5 protein-coding genes are annotated in these 7,147 nt (G+C 63.4%); 3 read left to right on the top strand and 2 right to left on the bottom strand.

Annotated elements, in window-relative coordinates:
* Positions 1-151: 151 nt before the first annotated feature.
* On the top strand, positions 152-517 hold the full coding sequence (locus NKI49_RS32895; protein ID WP_352608326.1) for an MmcQ/YjbR family DNA-binding protein: 366 nt from the start codon (positions 152-154) through the stop codon (positions 515-517).
* A gap of 153 nt (positions 518-670) precedes the next feature.
* On the top strand, positions 671-2,146 hold the full coding sequence (locus NKI49_RS32900) for a L,D-transpeptidase family protein (RefSeq protein WP_352608324.1): 1,476 nt from the start codon (positions 671-673) through the stop codon (positions 2,144-2,146).
* 15 nt (positions 2,147-2,161) lie between these two features.
* Here NKI49_RS32900 and NKI49_RS32905 read toward each other — a convergent pair whose 3' ends face one another.
* Positions 2,162-2,794, bottom strand: a complete 633-nt coding sequence (locus NKI49_RS32905) for a TMEM175 family protein (RefSeq protein WP_352608322.1) — start codon at positions 2,792-2,794, stop codon at positions 2,162-2,164.
* A 162-nt stretch (positions 2,795-2,956) separates the two neighbouring features.
* Between NKI49_RS32905 and NKI49_RS32910 the strand changes: the two genes are divergently transcribed.
* Positions 2,957-4,516, top strand: a complete 1,560-nt coding sequence (locus NKI49_RS32910) for an MFS transporter (RefSeq protein WP_352608320.1) — start codon at positions 2,957-2,959, stop codon at positions 4,514-4,516.
* Between the two features lie 11 nt (positions 4,517-4,527).
* On the opposite strand, the gene NKI49_RS32915 is transcribed toward NKI49_RS32910, so the two are convergent.
* Complete coding sequence (locus NKI49_RS32915; RefSeq protein WP_352608318.1) at positions 4,528-6,498, bottom strand: M23 family metallopeptidase; 1,971 nt, start codon at positions 6,496-6,498, stop codon at positions 4,528-4,530.
* Positions 6,499-7,147 lie beyond the last annotated feature (649 nt).

Here is a 7,147-nt window from a genome sequence, read left to right on the forward strand (position 1 = left end):
CCGGCCGCCTCCCCCCCACACGGCCCGCCCCGCCCCCCCGCGTGATACTCCCCCCCCCACCCCCCCCTCGACGCCCCCCCCGCCGGCCCCCGAACCCCCGGGGCGGCCCCCATCCTCCCGCCCCCCGTTTCCTAGAAAAAGTGGGGCAGGGATGACGCTTGAGGACTACAACGGATTCTGCGCCTCGCTGCCTGCGACGACCCACGTCGTGCAATGGGGCGGCGCTCATGTCTGGAAGGTCGGGGCCAAGGTCTTTGCCATCGGCGGTTGGCAGGAAGACAAACAGCTCTTCGTCACCTTCAAATGTTCCGACATCGCCTATGATGTTCTCAAGGAGCAGCCGGGCCTGCGGCCCGCGCCCTATCTGGCCTCGCGCGGCATGAAATGGATCCAGCGTCGGACAAGCCAGAGCATGGATGATGCCGCGCTGAAGGACTATCTGCGCGAAAGCCATCGCCTTGTCGCCCTGAAGCTGACGAAGCAGGCGCGCCAGGAATTGGGGCTTGCCGCAGGCTAACGGGGTATTCCTCGAGACGCCGGAAAAGCGCCATCTTCATGCCCGGTTCATAATGGAACCATATGTTGGGCAGCTGGTTTGCTGGCGAAGGGGTTCGCCGTATAGGGACAAATGCCGGGCGGCGGCAAATACGGACGGGAGAGTTTGGCTACGATGTTCCGCACGATCTTCATCCTTTCGGCACTCGCAGCCGGGATGCTCTCTTCCGGCGCTCTGGCGGCGCCGACGCGTGATAATGGCCCGAAACCTGTTCGTGCCGCCGATGACGGCGGCATTCTCGTGGCGCAGAACGGCAATCTCGACATCTATTACGACGCTCGGGGCAATCGCGTCATCGTCGATGCCGATACCGGCAAAGTCATCGCCATCCAGCCGCCGCAGACACGGCTCGATCGCCGCGCACTGCGCCGCGAGATGCGGCTGCGCGAGCTGGGCCGTGCCCCTGCCGACGACGACCGCTATTATCTCGACGATCCCGAAGACATGGCGCGGTTCCGCCGCAAGCAGTTGGAAGAGGAGGGGCGGGTCATCCCGCCGCCGGCGGACGAATACGATCCCAATAGCGACAATTCGGTGGATGCCTTTCCGCCGTCGCCGCAGGACGACGGCAGTTACGACAACAATTATCCGGACGCGCCGGCGCCGGCAGAGCCGGGCACCGTCAAGCGCCAGCCGCTGGACGAGGCGTCGATAGACCCTATGCAGCCCGCGGCGCCTACGGATCAGGCGGCTCTGCCGCCAATGGAGGGCGGCAAGACCACGGTCGATCCGTCGCTTTCGCTGGGCGCACGCCAGGACGTTGCCGCACTTCAGGTGCTTCTCGACCGTGGTGGCGCTTCGCCGGGCGTCATCGACGGGCGGTTCGGTTCGAACGTCGACAAGGCGCTTGCCGCTTACAACGAGATCACCGGCAGCAATCTGCGATCCACCGACGCCGTCGGCATCCAGGCAGCACTTGCGCAATCCGGCGGCGACGCCTTCGCCAATTACACCATCACTCCGGAGGATGCGGCCGGCCCTTATGTCGCCTCGATCCCTGAAGACTACAGCCAGAAGGCGCAACTCGACCGCATGGGCTACACGTCGGTGACCGAGGCGCTTGCCGAACGCTTCCACATGGACGAGAACTATCTCAAGTCGCTTAATCCCGATGCCAACTTCAATCGTCCCGGCACGATCATCAAGGTTGCCAATTTCGGCAGGCTGGTCTCGACGCCGGTTGCCCGCATCGTCGCCGACAAGAGCAAGAAAGAAGTCTTCGCCTATGATGCGGCCGGCAAGCTGGTCGCGGCCTTTCCCGCAACCATCGGCTCGTCGGACACGCCATCTCCATCCGGTATTCACGCGGTCTCCCGCGTCGCGCTCGATCCGAACTACACCTACAACCCCAGCATCAATTTCAAGCAGGGCCAGAATGACAAGATCCTGACCATTCCGCCGGGCCCGAACGGCCCGGTTGGATCCGTGTGGATCGCGCTGGACAAACCGACTTACGGCATCCACGGAACGCCGGACCCGTCGAAGATCGGAAAAACCGAAAGCCACGGCTGCGTGCGCCTGACCAACTGGGACGCGCGCGAACTGGCGAAGCTCGTGTCGCCGGGCGTGACGGTCGAGTTCGTCGACTGAACAGGCAACTTCGACTCAGCCGACGATCCTGCGCACCCATCTCGCGCTCGGCGTTGCCGCGTAGATCAGCTGCACCACCAAAATGAAGCCGACGCTGAGAAGCGGCGTGATCAGGCAAAGCGCGGCGCCGATCGCCCACAGCACCTGCGCCTTGATGATGCGCAGATAGACCGTCCGCTTCGTCTGCGCGTCGACATTCTCTGCGACAAAACCGTTTTTCTCCGCATGATGCCAGCTGACGAACAGGGTGACGCCGAGCATCAACAGGTTGAGCCAGTAGACGGCCACCGCGGTTCTGAACTCGATGAAGTCGGCCAACAGGTCGGTCGAAAACGGCAAAAGAGCGATGAAGGCGAGAAAGCAGAGGTTCAGCGTGGCGAGTCGCCTGTCGGACCTGGCGATCAGCCCATGCTGCGCCTGCTGGCCGAACCAGAAAATGGTCAGCGTCAGGAAGCTCAACGCATAGGTCAGGAAGCGTGGCGCCAGCGCCGCGATCGCGGCAAGCAGATCACGTTCCGAATGGATCGCCTCATGCGCCGGCACCCTGATCTCGAGCACGATCAATGTGAGGGCGATGGCGAACACCCCGTCGGTGATGCCGACGATACGGCCGCGCCCTTCCGCCGATGCTTCAAGTGGGCGCTTCATCGATTTCTCCCGGTCTGCCCTTCCGGGAACCTAGCATGACTGCCGCCGTTTGCATTCCGACAGCCGCAAATTGGCGATTTGGCTGGGCAATGTGGCTGGTTTCAACGATAGCAAGCCGTTGGCTGGTTGTTGCCGGCGCATCGGCAGTCTAAGCAGGGTTCCATGCATTCACCGAGCGAAGCCGCAGCCGTCCCGCTGACCATCCCGGCCGGCAACAGAACGTTCTGCCCGCAATCGCAACGGCGCTTCGTGCTGATCGCGGCGATCCTGGCTTCGGCGCTCGGTTTCATCGACGGGTCGATCCTGGCCATCGCCACGCCGGCGATCCGCGTCAATCTCGGCGCCAGCCTTGCCGAGGCGCAATGGATATCCAATGCCTATGCGCTGACGCTATCGGCGCTGATCCTTGCCGGGGGTGCGGCCGGCGATCGGTTCGGGCTGCGCCGCGCCTTCGTGGCCGGCATCGCGCTGTTCATTGCCGCCTCGCTCGCCTGCGCGCTGGCGCCGAACGCGTTCGTGCTGATCGCGTTTCGCGCGATCCAGGGCATCGGGGCGGCGATCATGGTGCCGGGCAGCCTGGCCATCATCGCCAAGGCCTACCCGAAAAAAGAGCGCGGCCGGGCAATCGGCATCTGGGCGGCGGCTTCGGCGCTGACCACCGCACTTGGCCCGGTACTGGGCGGCTTCGTGCTGTCGGCGTTCGGCGACGGTATCTGGCGGGCCATCTTCGCCATCAACCTGCCGCTTGGCCTGATCTCGATCTATCTTCTGCTCGCCAAAATCCCGGCCGATGCACCGGCGGAAAAACGCGGTCTGGACCTTGGCGGCGGCGCGCTCGCGACATTGGCCTTCGGCGCGCTCGCCTATGGGCTGACCTCGATGAGTGCCAGCGACGAGGGCCGCATGGCTGGGCCGAGCATTGCCGCCGGCGCCGTGCTGCTGGTCGTCTTCATCCTTTTCGAGCACCGCCAGCGCGAGCCGATGATCGACCTGACGCTGTTTCGCAGCGGTGCATTCGCCGGCGCCAATCTGGCGACCTTCTTCCTCTATTTCGCGCTGTCGGCCAATCTTTTCTATCTGCCGATGCTGCTGATCGCCGGCTGGGGGCTGAGCACGGCCGAAGTCGGTTTCATCTTTCTGCCGCTGTCGGCATCGATCGCGCTTTTGTCGGGGCCGGTCGGCCAGTTGTCGGACCGGATCGGGCCACGTTTTCCAATCGCTAGCGGCAGCCTGGTCGTGGCTTTCGCCTTTGCCGGGCTTGCACTGCTCGCCCATGCCGGCATCCACAATTTCTGGACCGGAGTATTTCCACTGATGGCGCTGATGGGGCTTGGCATGGCGCTGGTCGTGTCGCCGCTGTCGACCGCGATCATGACGGCGGTGGAAGACAAGGACACAGGTGCCGCCTCCGGCATCAACAATGCCGTATCGCGCATCGGCGGCTTGATCGCGGTGGCGGCTATGGGGTCACTGGCCGCTTGGGTCTACGCGAATGCGCTGGACGGGAATGCGACGCCCGGCGTGCCTGGTTTCGGCGAACCGGCATCGGCCGGACTTGCGCCGGCGCTCGACGCGGCAAGGCTTGCCGCCGGCGACGCCGCGTTTTCCGCGGTCTCCTCGATGACCGCGCTGCTTTGCCTGATTTCGGCGGTCGTCGCCTGGACGACCATTCCCGGCTCGGGGCTGCCCTGGTCGCGACGCGCCGAAACTCAGCAGGACTGAAAGCCGAGCGATCAGCCGTCGATCTTGGCGCTGGCGACTTTCAGCGAATTGCCGTCTTCCTGCTTCAGAAGGTCGTCAATGCGCTCGCGCTCGCGTTTGAAGGCGACGAGGTCGTCGCCCTTCAGCACCTTGCCGACCGGCAGCCGGACACGCATCGAATCGACCTTGGTGCCGTTGACGATCAGCTCGTAGTGGAGGTGCGGACCGGTGGAGAGACCGGTCTGGCCGAGATAACCAATCACTTGGCCCTGGCGGACGTGGACGCCGGTCTCGATGCCTTTGGCAAAAGCGCTCTGGTGATTGTAGGACGTCTCGTAACCATTGGCATGGCGCAGGATAATCTGCTTGCCGTATCCGCCAGCCCAGCCCGCCTTCTCAACGACGCCGTTGCCGGCGGCAATGATCGGCGATCCGATGGGAGCGGCCCAATCGGTGCCTGTGTGCATGCGGACATAGCCGAGAATTGGATGCTTGCGGGCACCAAACCCGGAGGTAAATCGACCATTGGGCAGCGGGTTGCGCAACAGGAACTGCTTGGCACTCGATCCGTTCTCGTCGAAATAGTCGGTGCTGCCGTCCTGCATCTGGAAGCGATAGAAGTTGCGCGTCGTGCCGCCGAACGTCGCCGACACGTAGAGAAGTTCGGAATTGTCCGAAGTCTGGTCGTCGCCATCGGGTTGGGAGAACAGCACTTCGATCCGGTCGGAGGGGCTGAGACGGGACTGAAAATCGACATCGGCTGCCAGCAGCTTGATCAGCCGCTGGGTCATCGCCTTGGACATGCCGTAGGAATAGGCGGTGCGGTAGATGCCGTCATAGACATTAGGCAGGTTGCCGCGCACCACCACCGGTGCCGAAGAATCATCGAACGCGGTCAGCAACTCGGGGTTGGGATCCGGCTCCTGCGCCGGCACATACTGGCCGCGGTCGTCCAGCGCGATGGTGACGATATGCGTGGTTCTGTCGTAGACGCTGGTGCGAACCACCTTGGCGGCATCGCCACGGACCTCGAGGCCGACGCGCAGCACTGTTCCAGCCTTGAGCGCCGGCGCGTTCAAAAGCTTGCCGATCGCTTCGGCCATGCCGGTGGCATCTTCGCCCGTATAGCCCGAATCGGCAAAGGCCTCGGTGAGGTCGGTATCCTTGGTGAAGGGAATGATTTCCTCGGCGAAAGCCGGTGCCTGGTCATCGGCGTTTGCGCGCGGCGCCACGGAGACGTTTTCGGGCACGATCTTCACGTCGTAGGAGCCCGCCATGCTTTCGGCGAATGCTTCGCCGAACCGCTGCGGATCGACATAATGGAGCGAAGCGACCTGCACCGCGCCGTCGCTGAGGTCGGTGCCGGCTTCGCGCACCACCTTTTCCACCTCGTCGGCGGACAGGTCGCTCTTCTCGTCGAAGGAAGCCGTCTCGATCGGGAAATCGACGGTCTTCAGGCTCATCTCGCTTTCGACCTTGGCGCCGTAGATCTGGCCGGCTGCGGCGGAAGCCGTCGCCGGCTGCGCGGGGGTGTCGTCGCCGTCGTCGCCGAACACCTGCATCGGATCGAAGGGCGGGTAGGCCCGGCTGGTGGTGTGGCCGGCCGCGAGCGCCATCTTGATCTGCACGAAAGGCATGGTGTGGATAACGTCGCGGTCACCGACCTTGGTGACCATCGACACTTCCATGCGGCGGCGATCCTTGGCCTTGGCGATCTGACGCGGTGCCACGAGCCTTGTCGTCTTGGCGACCTCGCCGGAATCACCATTGCCGGCAAGGCTGATCAACTCGGCGATCTCGGGTGGCGTCGCCAGTTGCTGGCGACCATCAAGGGCGGCAAACAGCGCCACGCCCATCAGCACGCTCGATGTCACGCCGGTGAGAAATGTCCCCGACAGCCAGCGCGCAGAAACCTCGCGCCGATCGGGCGGGCCGCTGCGGCCGTCCGCGATAAGCGGCGGCTCGTTGCCGAGTTCGGCTATGACATCTTCCGTATCTGGCATCCAGAAAGGCTGCTTCTTCCCCGGGCGGAACGGCTTGTCGCTTTTGTTGTGGCCGTGACATTTGCCTGTCACGGCAGGTGAAGTCAACGAAGCGCCAGGCTCCGGTCGAATTCCCCCTCGCGCACTTCTTCTTATAGGGCCTCCTGGAGAAGGCGCGGGCGCGTCCTTGATTTGGCTGCTCGCACGCCCCTTCCAACAGGCTCTTGAACAGGCCGCGCGTGGTTGGCGCTACGCCCTGCTCGTTGATCTTGGTGTCGAACGGCAATGCGGCGGCAATAGGGCTCCCCCGTGGCCGTCCACCCGGTCGTGCCTGTTCCGTTGCGGCAGCTGGCAGTCATCAAACCGAGTTCGAAATTTCTGTCGCAAAAAGTTCAAAAACTTTGAATGAGCAGTTGACAGTTTGGTTTGGTGGCGACTATATACGCCTCACGAACGAGGGCGGCTCGCCGCTGGCGACGAAGAAGTTTGCTTCTAACTCTGCCCTCCGCGAAATTCAAGAGAGCCGCGTGAGCGACACTCGAACGGCCCCGAAGCCAAAAGCGTAATGGGTCACGACATTGCGTGAAGCGGTGTCTGTTCTTTGACAATTGAATAATGAAGAAAGAGAAACGTGGGCGGCAGAGTCCTGCTGAATCTCTTATCCCGCCAG

This window comes from Mesorhizobium sp. M0587, assembly GCF_040320945.1.
Classification (GTDB): Bacteria; Pseudomonadota; Alphaproteobacteria; order Rhizobiales; family Rhizobiaceae; genus Mesorhizobium.